14 protein-coding genes are annotated in these 19,415 nt (G+C 44.0%); 4 read left to right on the top strand and 10 right to left on the bottom strand.

Features of this window, described 5'->3' with window-relative positions; all coding sequences use genetic code 11:
• Positions 1-19: 19 nt before the first annotated feature.
• The 3 genes from BEP19_RS00180 to BEP19_RS00170 form a co-directional block, all read right to left on the bottom strand.
• Positions 20-2,245: a septation ring formation regulator EzrA gene (locus tag BEP19_RS00180; protein WP_120187849.1), complete on the bottom strand. Its 2,226-nt coding sequence runs from the start codon at positions 2,243-2,245 to the stop codon at positions 20-22.
• A 302-nt stretch (positions 2,246-2,547) separates the two neighbouring features.
• On the bottom strand, positions 2,548-3,174 hold the full coding sequence (gene refZ / locus BEP19_RS00175) for a forespore capture DNA-binding protein RefZ (RefSeq protein ID WP_170145193.1): 627 nt from the start codon (positions 3,172-3,174) through the stop codon (positions 2,548-2,550).
• Positions 3,175-3,279: 105 nt separating this feature from the next.
• A complete protein-coding gene (locus BEP19_RS00170) occupies positions 3,280-3,900 on the bottom strand; it encodes a histidine phosphatase family protein (RefSeq protein ID WP_170145192.1) in 621 nt (206 codons plus the stop codon).
• Between the two features lie 337 nt (positions 3,901-4,237).
• On the opposite strand from BEP19_RS00170, the gene rpsD reads away from it, so the two are divergent.
• On the top strand, positions 4,238-4,834 hold the full coding sequence (rpsD, locus tag BEP19_RS00165) for a 30S ribosomal protein S4 (RefSeq protein WP_120187846.1): 597 nt from the start codon (positions 4,238-4,240) through the stop codon (positions 4,832-4,834).
• A gap of 82 nt (positions 4,835-4,916) precedes the next feature.
• Here the strand turns inward: rpsD and BEP19_RS00160 are convergent, their stop codons facing one another.
• A complete protein-coding gene (locus BEP19_RS00160) occupies positions 4,917-5,969 on the bottom strand; it encodes a TDT family transporter (protein WP_120187845.1) in 1,053 nt (350 codons plus the stop codon).
• A 253-nt stretch (positions 5,970-6,222) separates the two neighbouring features.
• Positions 6,223-7,491, bottom strand: coding sequence for a tyrosine--tRNA ligase (gene tyrS / locus BEP19_RS00155; RefSeq protein ID WP_120187844.1), 1,269 nt, complete (start codon positions 7,489-7,491; stop codon positions 6,223-6,225).
• A gap of 359 nt (positions 7,492-7,850) precedes the next feature.
• Between tyrS and BEP19_RS00150 the strand changes: the two genes are divergently transcribed.
• Positions 7,851-10,688: a transglycosylase domain-containing protein gene (locus tag BEP19_RS00150; RefSeq protein WP_120187843.1), complete on the top strand. Its 2,838-nt coding sequence runs from the start codon at positions 7,851-7,853 to the stop codon at positions 10,686-10,688.
• A 94-nt stretch (positions 10,689-10,782) separates the two neighbouring features.
• Here the strand turns inward: BEP19_RS00150 and acsA are convergent, their stop codons facing one another.
• Positions 10,783-12,498 carry an acetate--CoA ligase gene (acsA, locus tag BEP19_RS00145; protein WP_120187842.1) on the bottom strand — a complete coding sequence of 572 codons (1,716 nt, stop codon included), beginning with the start codon at positions 12,496-12,498 and terminating at the stop codon, positions 10,783-10,785.
• Between the two features lie 229 nt (positions 12,499-12,727).
• Here acsA and BEP19_RS00140 point away from each other — a divergent pair, with 229 nt between their 5' ends.
• Positions 12,728-13,378 (top strand): CBS and ACT domain-containing protein, encoded by a 651-nt coding sequence (locus BEP19_RS00140; RefSeq protein WP_120187841.1) that lies wholly within the window; start codon positions 12,728-12,730, stop codon positions 13,376-13,378.
• Positions 13,379-13,380: 2 nt separating this feature from the next.
• Entirely contained in the window at positions 13,381-14,535 is a 1,155-nt protein-coding gene (locus tag BEP19_RS00135) for an acetoin utilization protein AcuC (RefSeq protein WP_120187840.1), read from the top strand.
• A 550-nt stretch (positions 14,536-15,085) separates the two neighbouring features.
• Here the strand turns inward: BEP19_RS00135 and BEP19_RS00130 are convergent.
• The 4 genes from BEP19_RS00130 to opp4C form a co-directional block, all read right to left on the bottom strand.
• The gene (locus tag BEP19_RS00130) at positions 15,086-15,775 is read right to left on the bottom strand and encodes a 5'-methylthioadenosine/adenosylhomocysteine nucleosidase (RefSeq protein WP_120187839.1); all 690 of its coding nucleotides are present in this window, start codon (positions 15,773-15,775) and stop codon (positions 15,086-15,088) included.
• 32 nt (positions 15,776-15,807) lie between these two features.
• Positions 15,808-16,821 (bottom strand): catabolite control protein A, encoded by a 1,014-nt coding sequence (ccpA, locus tag BEP19_RS00125; protein WP_120187838.1) that lies wholly within the window; start codon positions 16,819-16,821, stop codon positions 15,808-15,810.
• A gap of 370 nt (positions 16,822-17,191) precedes the next feature.
• A complete protein-coding gene (locus BEP19_RS00120; protein ID WP_120187837.1) occupies positions 17,192-18,271 on the bottom strand; it encodes a bifunctional 3-deoxy-7-phosphoheptulonate synthase/chorismate mutase in 1,080 nt (359 codons plus the stop codon).
• A gap of 214 nt (positions 18,272-18,485) precedes the next feature.
• Positions 18,486-19,394, bottom strand: coding sequence for an oligopeptide ABC transporter permease (opp4C, locus tag BEP19_RS00115; RefSeq protein WP_120187836.1), 909 nt, complete (start codon positions 19,392-19,394; stop codon positions 18,486-18,488).
• Between the last annotated feature and the right edge of the window lie 21 nt (positions 19,395-19,415).

Genomic DNA, 19,415 nt, shown 5'->3' with positions numbered 1-19,415 from the left:
TCCTGCTCGTTTTTTTATTTTATCGTTTAAATTTCGATCTACCGCCACCGCGACGCATCGCTACTTCGTAAGCCTCTGTCGCCAATTCATCCGCTCGCTCATATTCCGCATTTCGAAACGCTTCTTCCGCCTCGTTCAACAAATCGTTCACTTCTTGCGATCGGCTTCGATAACGATTCGTTGCTTGAATCTTTTCTTCGACGGACTCGCTTAAGCTAAACATATGTTGGGTATCGGCTATAATCTTCTCAACATCCGCTTGCGCATCTTTCACCAAGGCGTTAATTTTTTGCAAGTCAAGCGGCGCCTCATTTAAAACCGCCTCTACTTCAAACAAAGATTGCTGTCCTAGATGAATTCTCTCTATAAATTGAGTCGGAATACCCGGTAGATTTTTTCGCCGTATTTGTTGTTCAACACGAAAGAGGTCCGTATGCAATTGAGCGACGATGTCTTTTGCCTCAAATTCGCCTTTTCTTAATTGTTCTAGTTCTTCATAGGCTTCCTCGCGCAACAACATTAGTTTTTCAATTGTTTCTTGGGCCGCCTCTAAATAATCGATCGCTTGAATGAAATCAAGGTCATTCGTTGTGTCCATTTGTTTCACTAAAAACAATTGATCGCCAACTTGTTGACAGGCAACTTGTAATTCTAAATAGTAGTTGAAGATCGCCCCTTCTTGGACACGGTAACGTAACGACAACTCTTCTAATTCCGCTGTTAACTGTCTTTCTTCCGTTTCTAAAGACGCAAGCATGTCAGGAAGTTCTTGTAGATAATGAACAATCTTTGCTTTTTTGGTCACGATTTCTTCCATCAAATCGTAGAAAGAATCGATCTGGTCTTTCAGTTCATTTACTTGACCTAATACCCCTTGAATCCGTCCGCTCTTGATTGATCGTTGCAGAGCTAAAACTTCTTTTCGCATCTGCGCCGTATGATCTTGGTAAAATTCAACTGGAATTTGATAACCATGGCCCACCATTTCCTGCAAATCTTCCTGTAATTGAGCTAAGTCTCTCTCCAGCGTGACCGCGACTTCCTGCCTTAAATTTGGAAATTGCTCAACTTCTCTCAGATGTTCAATTATCATCTGTTTTTGTTCCCTTAACTGATCGAGAAAAGCAGGTGTATCGAGGTCCGTCTGCGCCTGATTCGTCTCCAACCAGTTTTTTGCCTGGGCTAACAGGTCACGCATTTCCCTGAAAGAAACGCCATATTTCGCGCTGATTTCGTCCATTTTACGTTCAAGAGCAACACACGCTTGTTCTGTTTCCGCCAACAAACGCTCGCATTCTTCTTCCGCGACCTTAGCTTGAAACAACTTGCTTTGCATTTGACTAATCTCATGATCGACACGGGACAAGATACTTTTTGTTTCCTGCGCAAATTGTTCTGTCTTCCGAAAGCGAAATTTCTCACACATCGCATCGGCTTCTAATAGCGTAAACTCCGCTTGCGGCAACGATTCGTTGCGGGCTTGTTCAATTAAACGTAAAACAGGATTTGGATGATCCGGATCGTTCCTGTTTTCTTGCGCTTGTGGATCTTCTTCTAGACGCTTTAAGTTTTCCTCAATTTTATCAAGCCAATCTTCAAGATCATCCATTTCCTGCGTCCACTTCTTGCGTTGCATTTGAACATACACACCGCTAGCAATCATCGCAATGATCAACCCAATCGCGCCATACAGCCAACCGCCCGAACCTTCACTATTCCCCGGTGGAACGGGGTCAACTGAACCTTGCCCTTGAGCAGCGGTTGCCGCGGATGGACCTTTCTGAATGACGTCACTCAATCCTTGAGCCGTCGTTGAAATCCCGCTCATGTACGATTTTTGTTTCGAATGAGGGCTAAAGAAATGATCAACGGTTTGTTGTACAATTTCATCTGTTAATCCTTTAGCCTGCAATCCCGCGCCAATTTTAACCCCCAACTCCGCCTTATCCAAATTGAAAACGAACAACACGTGATCTCGGGCCAAACCGTATTCGACAAATAATTCATCCGTATATTGTTGAGTTGTTAATTCCTCTGTCGAAGGAATGATCACAACTTTGTATTTTTCAGGTAGTTTCTTGATGATCTCACCCAACTGCTTCACTTGTGAAGGATCCATCACTTGTTCTTCATCCTGGACGATGCCCTCTGTCTGTGGAGGGAAACTCTCCGCGCCAACCACACTGCTACAGAGCCATAAACTTGCATATATTATCATAAACGACTTTCGGAATCTCGCAATCATCAACTAATTCTCCTCATTCCAGTCAAGTGTATTGTCTATTCTAGCAAACTCATTTTATCAGAACCTTCATAGGCAGAACAAATATAGTTTTTTACAATCGTATTTTAAAAGTAAAATGTCTCCTACTAGTAATAGTTCTTGAAAAGTAAAAAAAGTTCCTGCTTAAACAGAAACTTTTTCAACAAAATTCGTCATTATTTCATTCCGCAACCCTAAAACGGTCCAGTTCTTCGAGCTAACTCGCTAAAAACAGTCCTAAAAACGCGAGCAACCACACTTTCACCAATTTTAGGAAAGGGAATTTAATTCTCTCGAACAAACTGACTTCGCCAAATATTGGCTAAATACTGAATATACGTTTCAATATACTCCTCCGACATCGGATCCACATAGAAAACCTCGCGGATGATTTGCGGATTAAAATAAGGAAAGAAAATGCTACTTAAGACGTGAATCAACTTCATGTCTTGGTTTAGATCCGCGCGAAATTGTCCAGCTGAAATCCCTTCATCTGCAAGTGAAGTAAACAAGGCTTTCAGTTTCGCGATATAGGTGCTCATTACTTCGCGCACGAGCGTGGAATCCACACTCAGTTCCCGCTGAATCATCCGCGTCACCTTTATGTGTTCACACTGATAACGGATTAGTAGTTGAACTATCTTCATCAGTTCGTCAAAATAATTGAACGCCTCTGTTGTCCGTTCGATTCGCTGGACAGCAAATCGTTCAAAGAGGTTTTCGAAATATTCAATCATAATCATTTCCAAAACACCCTGTTTATTTTTAAAGTGGTAACTAATCAAGGCTGAATTGACGTTTGCCTTTTGGGCAATTTCTCGAATCGATGTACTCCCAAAGCCTTGTCTAGAAAAAAGTTCGATAGCCGCTTGCGCAATATGTACTTTTGTGCGATTGACAGGCTTCCTCACGATCCAATCCCTCCTAATCATGCTCACTACAAAAGGATAGAAATTACTTCCTTCTATTCTATCACGGGGCGTGTGGCAATGCGTAAAAAAAAGCGGCTGTAGAAACTACAAGCCGTCGTTTTTCTTCTCCCCGAACTCAAGATGAGCGCAATCATTAATCGTATGAATGTCCCATTTTCCCGCTTCATAAGAGATATGATTTAAGGAAGTGTTCAATATTTTTGTCTTCCCCGTCCCCACTTCCCCGTCGCTAATTAAATGTAAAATGGAATTAATAAATCCGCCGTGACTAATAATCGCAATATGTTGATTCGGATGCGCCCCGATCAATTCCGTCAACTTGGACATCCCTCTTTGTTGCATCGCTTCGTATGTTTCAATTCCAAATTCGCCGCCAAGCGGTCGTCCGCCGCCGTAACCTGGATATAGTTTTGGTATTTGGTCCCAATGCAACCCTTCCCATTCTCCGTAACAACGCTCTCGAAATTCTTCAGCTTGCAACACAGGCTTCAAATCGTGATATCTTACAATTTCTTGCGCAGTCCGCTTTGCCCGTTTTAAATCGCTTGAATAAAAGTGATCGATCGGTGTTGTCGCCAACCGTTTTGCGATCCGTTTGGCCTGCTTTATCCCGCTTTCATTCAATGGGATATCGGTATGTCCTTGCAGTTTTTTCAGATGGTTCCAGTCTGTTTCCCCGTGCCGAATCAAATAAAAATGCGTCACCTTCATCTACCCCTTTATTATCTCTCCGATGTTAATAACCCTATTATATGCGATGAAACGTTTAGTTTCACCACTTCGCGGCAAGATTGATCGGACAAACCTTGACTTTACCGAATGAAAATATATAATATATCTTATGTGCATTTTTTAGGGTAGCAATGATTTTAGGTAAAAACAGTAAGGGACCCTCTTTAGTTTATTCCCATAGTGTCTGCGGCTGCACAATGCTATGGTACATGTTGCGGAAACGCTACCGTCTGACGTACATGAGATAAAGAGTAAACTAACTTACTGGAAGTGAACACCTGAAAATCTATAATAAAGGAGTAATGAAAAAATGGCTCGTTATACAGGACCAAAACACAAATTAGCTCGTCGTCTGGGTATTTCTTTAGATGGCACAGGAAAAGACATTAAACGTAACTATCCTCCTGGACAACATGGACAAAACCGTCGTAAATTGAGTGAGTACGGACTTCAGCTACAAGAAAAGCAAAAGCTTCGTCACATGTACGGAATGACTGAAAAACCTTTCCGTAAATTGTTCACGCAAGCTTCCAAAATGCCTGGCGTTGCTGGTACTAACTTTATGATCATGCTAGAATCCCGTTTGGACAACCTTGTCTACCGCATCGGATTCGGATCAAGCCGTCCAGCTGCTCGTCAATTAGTCGCTCACGGTCATGTGCTTGTTAACGGAAAGAAAGTAGATATTCCTTCTTACCGTGTGCAACCTGGCGATGTAATCGGTCTTCGCGAAAGAAGCCGTAACCTTGACGTTGTGAAAGACGCGCTAGCCGCTCGTGTGTTCTTGCCTAGCTATTTAAGCTACGATGAGAACAAAGTAGAAGGCACATATATTCGTCTTCCTGAACGCGAAGAGCTTTCAGCGGAAATCAACGAAACGTTTATCGTCGAGTTCTACTCGCGTTAATAGCTAGATGATTCATTAGCGATGAACAAAGCCCCAAACCTTTTATTAAAAAAGGTTTGGGGCTTTTCTTATTTTACGCTCACTAACCCGAGATTGAACGAGACATCTTTGCCCATAAAGCTCGTTTTTCAAGGCGGTATTTGAGATACACGCCGATTTGTCCTAACAGAGTCAGTAAGACGATCACCGACCAAAACGACAAAAATTGAACTTGAAAAGCTTGTAATGGGACAGGAATAACGTAAGACGGGTTTTTGTGTACAAATAATGTAAATGCATAGAACATACCAAAGGTAAAGTTCCGCGACCATTGTGTAATATGGTAATTAAACAATCCTTTATTCCATCCATACCGCTTAACCCGAAGGACCGCTCGAAAGATTTCGATTGTTTCAACAATCACTAACAAAATAAATATAACGACCCACAAAACAGCAACAAACGCGGATGTAAAAGTATTTGATGATACAATCGCTAATCCTGTAATTGATAGGGCGCCATGAAGAATACAATTCGTATTTGCCCAATCATCAACAAGTGTCCATCCTCGTTTCAACGCATACCTATTTACAATCAAGCTAGCTCCAATCAGGTAAAAGAGGAACCCTAATGTAATAATCAAGCTAGACACCATCATCGGCAACTGAAAGAAAACATTGTTTAATAAAACGATGATGGATTGCGTTCCCACCGTGGATAGCAATAATATGCCATGAACGGGATATTTTTGATCGTTGAACAAGATTTGTTTAAAATTATAAAAGCACATCGTTAAAAAGAACACCCATAACAATGTATTGATAAGAGCCATCGCTTGCGTGACTATGATCATGCTCGGATAATATTTAAGAAATACATTACATAAAACGGATACACCCGCAATCCATGTCCCCATTGCAAACGAATGAATTGGATTTTTCAAAAATGGAATTAAGAATTGATGATGGAAAAACTGGACAGATAATCTGATATAGATGACAATCCAGGAAATCAATAAAAGAAACGCTAAAATTTTTCCTAACCGATCGTTCAAAAATGGAAAGGCTTCAATCGCGCCGATTAAGAAAATCCCGTTTGCCATAATAATCGCGGCGGCTGTTGGCTCAATTCTTTTGAAACTCCCTTTGATTAACACGAGTAAACACACCCTGTCCAAATCCGTTTTTTTAAAAGTTAAGCTTAATCTTCAGTATAAGCCGATTGATAAGTTCTGACCATAGGGATCCCCCTAAAAAATATTGAGTATGCGATATATGAGCGATTGAAGTGGCGAAGAATTAGATGGCGTATTATAAATGAAAAAGATGACACTCAACGTTGAGAGTCATCTCCTTGGAATTGCATTACACATCAGATCGCGTAGTTCTATAACATGCGGCCTCTTTCCCTTATTCTAAAGAAACTTTCGCGAACTTCCTTCTACCCACTTGCACGACCATATCTTGTTCAACAGTAACTTGCTCCTGTACATCTTCGATCCGTTGTTCGTTAATTCGGACTGCTCCTTGTTGAATCATCCGTCTTGCTTCCCCAGAAGATGCAGTGAGAGACAAGTCTTGCAACAACTTCACAACCCAAATCTGATTGTTTTCTAAGTCAGCCGTGGCAATGTTCACTGTTGGAATGTCCGTCGGCAATGCCCTTTGCTGGAAAACACGTTTGAATTGTTCTTCCGCTGCTTGGGCCTCTTGTTCCCCGTAAAACATATCGACGAATCGCTTCGCTAAGTTCATTTTCGCGTCTCTCGGGTGAACCGAGCCATCCTCAATCCCTTGACGCAAGGTAGCAATTTCTTCATTCGTCAAATCTGTCACTAATTCATAATACTTGACCATTAACTCGTCAGGCACGGACATCGTCTTGCCGTAGATTTCTTGCGGCTGTTCAGCGATCCCGATGTAGTTGCCTAAGCTCTTGCTCATTTTTTGAACGCCATCCAACCCCTCTAACAATGGCATCATGATCGCGACCTGTTCCTCTTTTCCATATTCACGTTGTAGTTGACGCCCCATCAACAAGTTGAATTTTTGATCTGTTCCGCCCAACTCAATATCGCTTTCTAACGCGACGGAATCGTAGCCTTGCATTAAAGGATAGAAAAATTCATGGATGCTGATCGGCTGGTTCGTCTGGTAACGTTTGGAAAAGTCATCACGCTCTAACATGCGAGCAACGGTCGATTTCGCAGCGAGACGAACAACATCGGCAAAATTCAACGAGGCTAGCCAGGCGCTATTGTAATACACTTCCAATTTGCTGACATCCATTACTTTTGCGAATTGGTCCACATACGTTTGCGCATTTCGTTTCACATCTTCTTCCGTTAACGGCTTACGTGTCTCAGAACGACCTGACGGATCACCGATTTGACCCGTAAAATCTCCGATCAGCAATTGAATGGTGTGACCCAATTCTTGGAATTGGCGTAATTTATGAAGCACAACCGTATGACCCACATGTAAGTCTGGCGCGCTCGGGTCCAAGCCCAATTTGATCTTTAATGGTTTGCCTGTCGCCACCGATCGGACCACTTTTGCGGCGAGCTCGTCCTCTGGCACGATCTCCGCGACACCTCTGCGGATAATCGCTAATTGTCTTTCCACTTCTTGCTCTTGTTCTGCTGTCAATTGTACTTTTTCAGTCAGCCTTGACGACATGATTCTCACCTTCCAGATATATTTTAAGTAAAAAAAGGAAACAAAAAACACCTCATCCACTTAGGGACGAGGTGTTGTCTCGCGGTACCACCCTAATTAAAGAATAGATTGCTCCATTCTTCCACTCATACACGTAACTCCAGGTTGTATTTCTTTCCTATATCTGGATCGGTTCACACCACCCACCGACTCTCTTCAGCCATGATCATAGAAAATACTTGAATCCCTTCTTCGCTACTCTGTTAAATTCTCTATAATATGCATATCATAAACATAATCAAAAAGCAATTAATCCATTCATATTGTTTTCTTTTCATCAGATTTGCGCTCTAGCGTGTAGGAGGAATGAGTTGACAACTATGCATACCGATCAACCTAACAAAGCAAAGCGCCAACCCTCGCCTGGACAAGTTCTCTGGAATGTCGCCAAGTGGTCGTTACTGTTCCTGGCAATGATCCTCTGTTTCTCGGTAACAACTGCAACTGGCTACATCGCTTCTTTAGTCAAAGATGATCTGATTCGTTCGTATGATGAAATGAGCCGAGACATCCTTACCAATCACCTAACAGGGTTTGCTTATTTTCGCGATCAAGAGGCGATTGGACAATTGCGCGCGGAGCAAGATCGTCGCCTTGTAAAAAGGGAAGAGGTCTCTAAATATTTAATTGATGCCATTATTGCCACTGAAGATAAATATTTTTATAAACACCCTGGGATTGATCCAATCGGGACAAGTCGGGCGACATTAGAGGGGTTACGCGGCAGTTCGATTCAAACAGGCGGAAGTTCTTTAACCCAGCAATTAATTAAGCAGACGATCCTTTCACCAACCGTTAGCCATGAAAGGAAAGCGAAGGAAATCTTGCTGGCGCTTCGCTTGGAAAGAATGTTTTCTAAAGAAGAAATTCTAGAGGCTTACATGAACGAAATGTATTTCGGACGCAGCGTCAACAATACGAATATATACGGCGTTCAAGCCGCGGCAAGAGGCATTTTTGGGGTCGATGCAAAACAGTTAAACATCCCGCAAGCCGCCTATATCGCGGGCATGTTGCAAGCGCCGTCTCGTTATATTCCATTTGAGGAAAAAGGACTGAAAGCCGGTTTGAAACGGCAAAAGATCGTATTAAAGAGAATGCATGAGAACGGCTATATCACCGCAAAGGAAATGAAAAACGCGCTCGACTATGATATCCAAGTGAACTTGGCGAAAAACGCCCCGAAAGCGTACGCTCGGTATCCATTTTTAATGATGGAAATTGAAGAGCGAGCAGCGCGGGTTCTCGTTGATCAGGAACTTGAAAAGGATCCAAATAGAACGAAAGCGGATCTCTCACGCCAACAATATCGCGAATTAGTCGATGATAAACGACAAGAAGTTTTGCGAGGCGGCTATCACATTTATACAACAATCGATCGCGACATTTATGAAATGATGAATCGAATTAGCAAGAATCCAGCCAATTTTGGACCTAACCGCAATTATAAAGTAAATTATGGTTCTGAACCGAAACAAATTAAAGACGCTTTAGAGGAAGTTGGCGCAACGTTGATTGAAAATAAAAGCGGCGCGATCTTAGGGTTTATTGGCGGACGCGACTTTAGCGTCCAGCAGGTCAATCATACAACCCGACCGCGTCAACCCGGTTCAGCGATGAAACCCATCGCCGCCTATGCCCCCGCCTTTGAACTCGGATTGCTGCAACCCGGTTCTGCAATCGATGACGCGCCGCTGCCATTGGACAACGGAACAAACAAGGCGCCACACTATCCCGCAAACTGGAACAATAAATTCCAGGGGTTAATTACCGCGCGAGAAGCGTTTAAATGGTCCTACAATATTCCCGCGATTAAAACGTATTTAAAAGTTGGCATCCCGAAAGCGCTGGAATTCGTTGAACAAATGGGCGTCACAACAATCATCAGTCCCGAAGATAATCCGAAGACGAACGATTTCCAAGCCAAAACAGGGGTGTTAGGCGGACTCACGCAAGGCTTGACGGTCGAAGAGATTACTAATGCCTATTCAGTTTTTGCCAATCAGGGTGTCTTCCAGGATGCGTACTTGATCGATAAAATTGTGGACGCTAACGGGGAAACCATTTTTAAACACCGACCAAACTCCAAGCCCATTTTTAGCAAACAAACCGCCTATTTAATGACCGATATGATGAGAACGGTTGTCCAAGAAGGGACGGGCGCGGCAATTCAACGTTCAGTCAAAGGGAAGCGAGACATCGCGGGGAAAACAGGCACGACGAACGATAATCACGATTCATGGTTTGTAGGGTACACGCCTGAACTAACGTTAGGGGTCTGGATCGGATACGACATCCCATATCGTCTTCCCCAAGCAAGCTCGGCCCGTTCAACAAAAATTTGGAGTCAGGTGATGAACGGTCTTTTTGAGCTTGATCCGCAAAGCTATCCTGTCGACTCCACATTCAAGCAACCGTCTGGGATCAAGCGTCTTTCCATCTGCAGCAATACAGGGATGCTTGCCTCCCCGCTTTGTCGCAAAACTGGCAAGGTTGTCACCGAAATTTTCAATGAAAAATACGCGCCGACAAAAATTGACGATAAACATCGTACGGCGCGCGTTGTCATTCACGATGGAAAAACATATTTAGCGAAGGATGAAACGCCAGATGATATGGTCCAAGAAAAGGTTGGCGTCCAATCTCCTGAACCCATTCAATTTCCAAAAAATCCAGAACGCTATCGCATGTCTTTTCAACCACTCGATTGGGAAGACCGTCTGCCGCAAAAACAGGATCCGCGAGTCGATGACGGGAAGCCTCCGACCCCGCCGCAAAATGTTGTCATTCAGCCACAAGGAAAATTAGAGTGGAGGGCGAACACGGAGGCGGATGTTGTCGGATACCGTATTTATCATTCACAAATGGGAGAACCGTTTGCTAAAGTCGGCGTGACTCAACAAGCAAAACAGAGCGCATTCTCAGTAAAAAAAGACGGATTATATTATGTGACCGCTGTCGATGTAGCTGGCAACGAGTCGGAAGCATCTGAAACAATCGCAAACGATCAAACAATCGATGACAATGACCAACGCGCGCCTCTTGATTCAACGGAACTTACTCGCCCTAAAAAGGACCAAAAAAAGAAACTTGAAAAGAAGCCAGCAAATGAGGAGGTTAAAGAGATCCCAGATCTGCTTTTACCTGATTTTGAATAAAAAAAGGTGGGATAGAAAAGATTCATTTTCTAACCCACCCTTTGTTCTATTTGAAAGTCTCGCCTCAAATGCCTACCACCCGGTAAAATAAACGTTAGTCTTCCAATGTGGAGAGGTCGCCCGTAGCCAAACCTAATTCCCACGCTTTTAGCACGCGACGCATAATTTTACCTGAACGCGTCTTCGGAAGTTTCTCTTTCACTTCAATTTCTCGCGGAGCAGCATGCGCCGCTAAACCCGTTTTTACAAAATTGCGGATTTCTTCTAACAGATCGTCGGTGGCATCATAACCGTTTCGCAACGCAATAAAAGCTTTTATAATTTCACCGCGCGCCGCATCCGGTTTTCCAATTACCCCCGCTTCCGCTATGGCTGGATGTTCAATCAGCTTACTCTCAATTTCAAATGGGCCGACTCGCTCACCCGCGGTCATAATCACATCATCAATACGACCTTGGAACCAAAAATAGCCATCCTCATCCATAAAAGCGGAATCGCCTGACACGTACCAGCCTTTCGTTTGGAAGTATTCATCATACTTTTCGGGACTGTTCCAGATTTGCCTCATCATCGACGGCCAACCTTGTTTAATCGCTAAGTTCCCCATCCGATTTGGCGGCAACTCATTGCCTTCGTCATCCACAATCGCGGCAATGATCCCTGGCACGGGTTTCCCCATCGAACCAGGTTTAATTTCCATACATGGATAATTACAGATCGTTTGGGCCCCTGTTTCCGTCATCCACCATGTATCATGGATTCGCTTTTCAAACACCCTCAATCCCCAGTGCACAACCTCGGGATTTAACGGTTCGCCAACGCTCAAAACATGGCGTAATGTCGACAAATTGTATTTCTTTACACTCTCATCGCCAGCACCCATTAACATCCGAAAAGCAGTTGGCGCGCTATACCAAATCGTTACATTAAACTTCTCAATCGTTTGGTACCAATCATCCGGACTAAAGCGTCCCCCGCGCACGACATTAGAAGCGCCATTCAACCACGGACCAAACATCCCGGCCGCAGTGCCCGTCACCCAACCTGGATCCGCCGTGCACCAATAAACATCTTCCTCTTGCAGGTCCAGTACCCATTTTGCTGTTTGGTATTGTTGAATCATCGCGTTATGAACATGCAGTACACCTTTTGGCTTTCCGGTAGAACCTGATGTATAATGAAGGACCAGACCGTCTTCACGGTCTACCCATTCAATTTCAAATTGATCACTCGCTCGACTCATCTCATCCTGGTAAGAGATGTGCCCTTGATCGTTTTCATCCGCGTCTCCAACGAGAATTATATGCTTAAGAGTTGGCAATTCTGAAATTGGAATCCTCGCCAGTAACTCGGGCGTAGTTACAATCGCCACCGCTTCGCTATCCGCTAAGCGATCCTTTACAGCTTCTCGCATAAATGCTTCAAATAGAGGTCCAAGAATAGCGCCCGTCTTAATCGTACCGAGCGCGGCTGTATACAGTTCAGGTGAACGAGGCATAAAAATAAAAACACGATCGCCCTTGACAATTCCTAATTCCTTTAAAATGTTAGCGAATTTATTGGAGAGTCTCTTTAGATCAAGGAACGTGTATTGTTCGTCGCGATTCGCATCGCTATAATATAATGCTACTTTATTTTTTCTGTGGGTTTCACAGTGCTTATCGATCGCTTCATAAGCCATATTTACTTTTCCAGTCTCATACCAAGTAAATTCTTTCTCCACTTCAGACCAATCGAATGTTTTATAGGCTTCTTCATAATTTTTAAGATTATATTTTCCTTCCACGATCGGAAGCGCTATCGGTTGCATCTTTATGTTTCAACTCCCCACTCTTGTTTGTATATCTGAATAATGGGTTCATTATAACACGTAAAATCCAATTTTCTCAATTTTAATATTTGTTACATAAAGATAAGAGACATCTTATTGCAAATTCGTGACAATGTATAAACTTTCAATTGTATATATAGGTGGATTATGTATAATTTTAGTATAGGTAACACGCTATTTTTACCAACTTTGAAAAGGGGGAGTTCTCGTGCTAGTCGAAGATATTATGAATCGAAATTTAGTCACGATCAAACCGTATGAAACCATCCGTCTGGCCATGTTATTGACAGCGCAACACCGCATTCGCCACCTGCCTGTCGTAGACGACACGGATAAATTAGTCGGTATTGTATCCGATCGTGATCTGCGGGATGCAGGTCCCTCTCGTTTTGATAATGAATCGGATAGTGAACAGAATGAAGACATTTTCAATCGAAAAATTCAAGATCTCATGAATAAAAATGTAATCACCGCTCATCCTTTAGACTTCGTGGAAGAAGCGGCCTACGCATTATACGAGAACAAAATTGGTTGTCTTCCTGTCGTTGATGGAGATAATCTTAAAGGGATTATTACGGACACAGATATTCTTTATACCTTGGTGGAGTTGATGGGTGTTCACACGCCAAGTTCCCATGTAGAAATTCAAGTCGATGATCTGCCTGGGATGTTAGCTGACATTAGCGCTGTTTTCAAAAAGGCAAATTACAACGTGAATAGCGTGCTAACTTTCCCTGGTAAACATCAGGGCAAAAAAAATCTTATGTTTCGTGTTCAAGCCGTCGATACGCGCAGATTAGTTCAATCGCTTCAGGAGAGCGGGTTTGATGTGATCTGGCCAAAGGAGCCTGAGAAATAAACATGAGACCGGCTTGCTACTTTGTTCATAGCGAGGCATACAAGCAGTATAAATTTAATGATGAACACCCATTCAATCAGAAAAGGCTTGATTTAACGCTTGACTTGATGCAAAAATATGAACTTATTAAACCGAATCAATTTGTTGAACCGCGCTACGCAACAACGGAAGAATTGGAATTGATTCATGACCCTAACTACATTGAAGCGGTAAAAAAATGCGGTGAAAGTGAGAAACTTCCGATCATCGCCGCCAGTTACGGGCTTGGCACAGAAGATACACCCGCTTTTCCGGGGATGCACGAAGCGACGTCTTTAATCGTTGGCGGCACACTGCGCGCGGCGGAACTTGTGATGTCGGGGGAATGTGATCACGCGGTTAATTTAGCCGGTGGCCTACACCACGGTTTTCGCGGACGCGCCTCTGGATTTTGCGTTTACAATGATTGTTCTGTCGTGATCGCTTACTTACGCAAACATTACGATGCGAAAGTGCTTTATATTGATACAGACGCGCACCATGGCGATGGAGTACAGTGGGCGTTTTATGATGATCCTCATGTGCTAACGGTCTCCTTTCATGAAACAGGGAAATACCTATTTCCCGGCACGGGCAAAATTTTTGAGCGGGGCGACGGCCAAGGATTTGGCTACTCAATCAATGTGCCGTTTGAACCGTTTACAGAGGATGAATCCTGGCTAGATGTATATGAACAAGTGTTGTCCGAAGCGGCCCGCGGCTTCAAACCAGATGTGATCGTCACGCAAAATGGATGTGACAGCCATTTCCTCGATCCACTTACGCATCTGTCTTGTTCGATGGAGATTTACCGCCAAATTCCTAAATTGGCGCATCGTTTAGCGCACGAATTGTGCGATGGTCGTTTAATCGCAACGGGCGGCGGCGGATATGATATTTGGCGTGTTGTGCCAAGAGCTTGGACCCTGTTATGGGCTGAATTGTCGGACCAAGGATTTTCGGACAATCCCGCGATTCCGTCAGAGTGGATTGACCGCTGGCAGGCAGACAGCCCCGTTCAACTTCCTCCATTCATGTTTGAAGCGGAAGATGTTTTGCCCGACATCCCACGCAGGCCGGAGATCACAAGCAAAAACAAACTATATATTGAAAAGGCGTTGTTACACGCTCCAAAATAAAATGCGTCGAGGGAAGCAGGTAAAGATCATTCTTTGCCTGCTTTTTTGTTATGTGTGGGAGGAGCGGAATTCTGGCCGCGGCGTGAGGGTGAAGCGTAGTGGACAAAAGTCCAACTATGAACACCGGCGATCGCATATCTGAACGAGTTAGTTGTCGAAAGTCCACTTATAACTGTAACGGGAGATTTGACCGCTGCAAATGGGAAGTGAAGATTCCAGAGACTGTAACGGGAGTTGTGACTTCTACACAAGAGGTTGAGTCGAATTCCTCCGCTTCAGCCGCTGTAACGGGAAATTTGACCGCTACAGACGGGAAACGAAGATTTCAGAGACTGTAGCGGGAGTTGTGACCTTTACACGCCACTCCTTCTCCCCCAACTGTGCCTATCCATCCCCAAAATAAAAAGGGCTGCCACAGGGCGTCAGTTTTTTCTGACTTTCAGGGACATCCCTTTGTTCCATCATACTTTTCCGTCACCTATCATTATAGTCAGCGATCGCCCACCATCAGATCCCGCCTTCAAATCCGCGCAAACGAGTATCCTCATAGCTACATCTTTTTCAACATGCGGGCGACAATCTCATAAGAACGGTTCGAAGCGAGTTTAGTAAATTCCAAAAAATTAACGTCTGCTGAACCATCTGCTTTATCTGACATAGAGCGGACAATTACAAATGGAACATCGTTCATGTCGCACACATGGGCAATCGCCGCTCCCTCCATCTCGACGCATGCCGCGTTGAATTGATGATGTAACTCCGTTACCGTAGTCCGATCCGCGACAAATTGATCACCGGAAATGATACGGCCCGTCATCGTTTTTCCTTCGGTGATTTCTTGACTCGCTTCCATCGCTATCTCAATCAATTTTGAATCGGCTGCAAAGACCGACTTTTGAGCAAACGGAATTTCGCCTTTTTCAAAGCCGAGCGCGGAAGCATCCAAATCGTGATATTGACAGTCCTCGGAAATAACGATGTCTCCGATTTCAAGTGTGGGGTCCAACGCCCCGGCCACCCCTGTAAAGATGACACCTGAAACCCCGAAGCGATCAATCAAAATTTGCGAACAAACACTCGCGTTGACTTTACCCACTCCTGATTTGCACAACGCGATTGGCTTCCCTTGGAATTCACCGACATAATAGGTGATCCCAGCTTTCACCTTTTCTTCCGTATGTTCCATCCCTTTTTTAAAAAGGTGGATTTCTTCATCCATTGCTCCGATGATGCCGATCATCCCGCGACGACCTCCTTTGCAAATGCCACTAGTTATTCGTCTCTCAAAAGAGTTGTTGACTGGCGCTCCTCAATCCGATGCGGCAACACAACAATATGGTCGTCCACATCTTCATTATTCATGTATTTTGTTAAAAGGCGCATCGCAACCGCCCCAATATCGTACATCGGCTGCACGACGGTGGATAATTTTGGACGCACCATTTCTGATAAACGAATATTATCGAAACCGATGACCTCAATATCCTGTGGGACTCGTTTCCCCATATCTTGCAAGCCGTGGATCACACCGACAGCGGTTTCATCACTTGCCGCAAAAATAGCCGTTGGCGTTTCTTCCAATGACATAAACGATTTTGCCGCGGCCATCCCCGCCCGATACGTTAACTTATCGCTGATCACATAGTTTTGACGGAAATCAATATTGTGTTCCTCTAACGCTTTTCGATAGCCTTCAAATCGCTCCACTCCCGCGAGCGGATCTTGGAATGGACCTGTCACAATCGCAATTCGTTTGTGCCCGCCCTCAATTAAACGAATCGTTGCGTCATACCCCGCTTGAAAATGGTCGATATTGACAGATGGAAGTTCAGATGATTTTTCCTTCGTCCCCGCGAGCACAATTGGCACATTGGACGTATTGAACACGCGCATATGGTCTTCTGTAATTTCCCGACCCATGTACACAATCCCATCCACTTGCTTCTCCAAAAGCGTATTAATCAATTGAACCTCTTTATCCAAACGGCTGTCCGAATCGCACAAAATAATATTATACTTGTACATGCTAGCAATATCATCGATTCCCCTCGCTAATTCAGCAAAGAACGCGCTTGAAATATCGGGAATGATTACGCCGACTGTCGTCGTCCGTTTACTAGCGAGCCCGCGGGCAACCGCATTCGGACGATAGCCTAGCAATTCAATCGCAGCTAGCACTTTTTTTCTTGTTGTTGGTTTTACGTTCGGATTTCCGTTGACCACACGTGAAACTGTAGCCATGGATACTCCCGCTTCTCGCGCCACATCATAGATTGTAACCGTCATGGTCGTCAGCTCCTCTATTTATAAATTACACCGCGACGAATCCGTTGTCTAAAAATCCTTTAAGTATCCTCCAAAAGAAGATGTCAGGGACTGCATTGCCATCAGATCACCTTCGCCAAAGAGTGAACCCTCTCCACGCGCTACGGTCTTCTTGAAAGCTAGTATGCGTCCGCCGCAGGCTTTTACTACATTTGTTCTCATCGTTTCATCATTTCACATTTTAATTGTATGATACGACATATTAAGACAACTCGCAATTTATTATTACGGACTAGATAAAAATAGGGAGATTTAATATTAAAAGCAAGCAAATTTAGCTCATAAAGAAAAGGATTACCTGCATGAATTGAGGCAATCCTTTTCAATCGGACTAAACCGATGCTATTTTTGTTCCTTTTAACTCGGACATAAACTCGCGGAATTGTGGGATATTGATCTGTTGTTTCGCGTCGCTCAACGCTGTTTCCGGGTCTGGATGCACTTCAACCATCACACCGTCCGCTCCAATTGCAAGGGCCGCGCGCGCTGTTGGCAATAACAGGTCGCGACGACCAGTGGAATGAGTCACGTCCACAATGACAGGTAAGTGCGTTTCTTGTTTTAAGATCGGCACTGCGGAAATATCTAGTGTATTTCGCGTGGCGCGTTCGTACGTGCGGATCCCACGCTCACATAAAATAACATTCGTATTTCCATTGGCTAAAATGTATTCAGCCGCATAGATAAACTCTTCTATCGTCGCTGACAGTCCTCTTTTCAACAGAACAGGCTTATCGACCTTTCCCGCAGCTTTTAACAATTCGAAGTTTTGCATGTTTCTGGCCCCGATCTGGATCATATCCAGGTACTCAACCGCTACCTCGATATCGCCAGGCGTTACAATTTCACTGATGACTTTCAAACCGAATTCATCCCCTGCTTGACGAAGAATCTTCAGCCCTTCCACACCAAGACCTTGGAAGTCGTAAGGAGATGTCCGCGGTTTAAATGCTCCGCCTCGTAAGATGAAGAGACCTTGTTCCTTAACCGCCGCCGCTACTTGACGAACTTGATCTAAACTTTCAACCGAGCAAGGTCCGACGAACATTTGCGGATGACCTGCCGCGCCAATTTTAACATCGTCAATTTGCACGACCGTGTCTTCACTTTTTTGCTTGCGACTGACTAACAACGTTTTCTGACTGGAAACCTTTTGCAAATCAAGAGAAGCTTTGAAAATTTGCTTAAACAAATGTTGCACCGTACTATCCTCAAACGGTCCTTGGTTATGTTCCGCAATCTGATTCAACATATGGCGCTCACGCTCAGGATCAAACTTATTTGTTCCCTGGGCCAGTTTCAATTGTCCGATTTCCTTCGATAGCGCCGCTCTTTGGTTTATTAATTTCAATATTTCTAAGTTTAATTGATCGAGTTCCTGTCTCTTTTGCTCAATATTATCGTTACTCATCTTGGTTACCCCACCCAACTCATATAATTATGATCATTCGCCTTGTTTCACATGTTTTCGACTATTATATCATGAAAGTCAAAATAGAGACCAATCTGTATTGGCTTTTTGTCTTTCCTTATTCTCCAATTATTACTCTAACACTTTAAAGCGTGTTAGTAAAGGGGTTTGAGCACATTATATATAAGCATGACAAAGATTGAAATTACTTTGTTTATTGGCGGTAGTCTTTTGGATCGAATGCATCCCTCATTCCGTCGCCAATAAAATTAAAACATAAGACAGTAACCAAGATTAGCATGCCCGGAAAGAGTGGGTACCAAGGGGCTAACACCATCACAGACAAACTTTGAGCGCTCTGTAACATATTTCCCCAACTCGCTAATGGCGGTTGAATCCCTAATCCCAAAAAACTTAATCCCGATTCGGCTAGGATGACACCGCCAACCCCTAACGTTGCGGAGACGATCATCGGTCCCGCCGCATTCGGCAGTATATGCATAAACATGATTCTTGCGTCTGAGACCCCGATACTTTTTGCCGCCCAAATAAATTCCCGTTCTTTTAAAGAAAGAAACTCCCCACGAACGAGCCGCGCGGTACCTGTCCAGCCAAGTAAAATAAACACAAAAATGATGTTTGTCAGACTAGGCTCTAATAAAGCAACGATTGTAATTAATAGAAATATAGATGGGAACGCATTGAATATATCTACGATCCGCATCAACAGATTGTCGATCCATCCCCCATAATAACCAGCGGTTGCCCCGATAATCGCCCCAATCGTTAAAGAACCAAGCACTGCCGTAAAGGCCACCGCCAATGAAACGCGCGCGCCATATAATAGCCGACTAAACACATCTCGTCCGTATTCATCGGTCCCCAACCAATGCGCGCTTGACGGAGCGGAAAATCGGTTCATTAAGTTTTGTTGGGCGGGATCATGTGTCACCAACGAAGGGGCAAACAGGGCCAAAACAAAGATAACGATTAAAATAAATAGCCCGAACGTCGCTAATCTGTTTCGTTTAAACCGCTTCCAAATTTGGCGACTCATTCCTTCGGCAGTATAGCCGGGGCGATTACCATCATCCATAAATTGTTTGATTGAGCTTCGCTTCATCTGGATCCTCCTCTGTTTCCT

Source organism: Ammoniphilus oxalaticus (assembly GCF_003609605.1).
GTDB lineage: Bacteria > Bacillota > Bacilli > Aneurinibacillales > RAOX-1 > Ammoniphilus > Ammoniphilus oxalaticus.
The sequence above is the reverse complement of the archived record's forward strand: the minus strand, read 5'-3'. Positions and strand labels throughout refer to the sequence as shown.

Coding starts and splice junctions, on each gene's coding strand:
- rpsD (WP_120187846.1), top strand. CDS start 4,238: ATGGCTCGTTATACAGGACCAAAACACAAATTAGCTCGTCGTCTGGGT.
- BEP19_RS00150 (WP_120187843.1), top strand. CDS start 7,851: ATGCATACCGATCAACCTAACAAAGCAAAGCGCCAACCCTCGCCTGGA.
- BEP19_RS00120 (WP_120187837.1), bottom strand. CDS start 18,271: ATGAGTAACGATAATATTGAGCAAAAGAGACAGGAACTCGATCAATTA.
- BEP19_RS00135 (WP_120187840.1), top strand. CDS start 13,381: ATGAGACCGGCTTGCTACTTTGTTCATAGCGAGGCATACAAGCAGTAT.
- BEP19_RS00180 (WP_120187849.1), bottom strand. CDS start 2,245: ATGATTGCGAGATTCCGAAAGTCGTTTATGATAATATATGCAAGTTTA.
- tyrS (WP_120187844.1), bottom strand. CDS start 7,491: ATGTCGTCAAGGCTGACTGAAAAAGTACAATTGACAGCAGAACAAGAG.
- ccpA (WP_120187838.1), bottom strand. CDS start 16,821: ATGACGGTTACAATCTATGATGTGGCGCGAGAAGCGGGAGTATCCATG.
- acsA (WP_120187842.1), bottom strand. CDS start 12,498: ATGCAACCGATAGCGCTTCCGATCGTGGAAGGAAAATATAATCTTAAA.
- opp4C (WP_120187836.1), bottom strand. CDS start 19,394: ATGAAGCGAAGCTCAATCAAACAATTTATGGATGATGGTAATCGCCCC.
- BEP19_RS00130 (WP_120187839.1), bottom strand. CDS start 15,775: ATGATCGGCATCATCGGAGCAATGGATGAAGAAATCCACCTTTTTAAA.